A 233-nucleotide genomic window follows, 5' to 3' on the forward strand; every position below is an offset into this window, starting at 1 on the left:
GTCCTGACTTGCGTGAGTTAAGCCCTGTTCAATTCCAAGATCCGTTGACCGGTTATCGAACGCTTGGTAATCCATTCTTAGAATCTAGTTACCTAGATAACTTTGATGCACGTATCGAATTTTATATGGACAATGGTGATAACTACTCAGTTGGCGCATTCTATAAAGATATAGATAACCCAATCGAAGCATTATTAACCGAAAGTGACGGCCGTTTTACGCTGCAGTTTGAC

Annotated in this window: 1 protein-coding gene; it reads left to right on the forward strand. The window is 40.8% G+C overall.

Translation table 11 applies throughout. The features are described 5' to 3' along the window. Positions 1–233 (forward strand): TonB-dependent receptor domain-containing protein (locus AAEY68_RS21735; protein ID WP_350586904.1); only part of this gene is annotated, 233 nt, incomplete at both ends.

Source organism: Pseudoalteromonas sp. RB2-MNA-CIBAN-0110, from assembly GCF_040309305.1.
In the GTDB taxonomy this organism is placed as follows: domain Bacteria; phylum Pseudomonadota; class Gammaproteobacteria; order Enterobacterales; family Alteromonadaceae; genus Pseudoalteromonas; species Pseudoalteromonas arctica.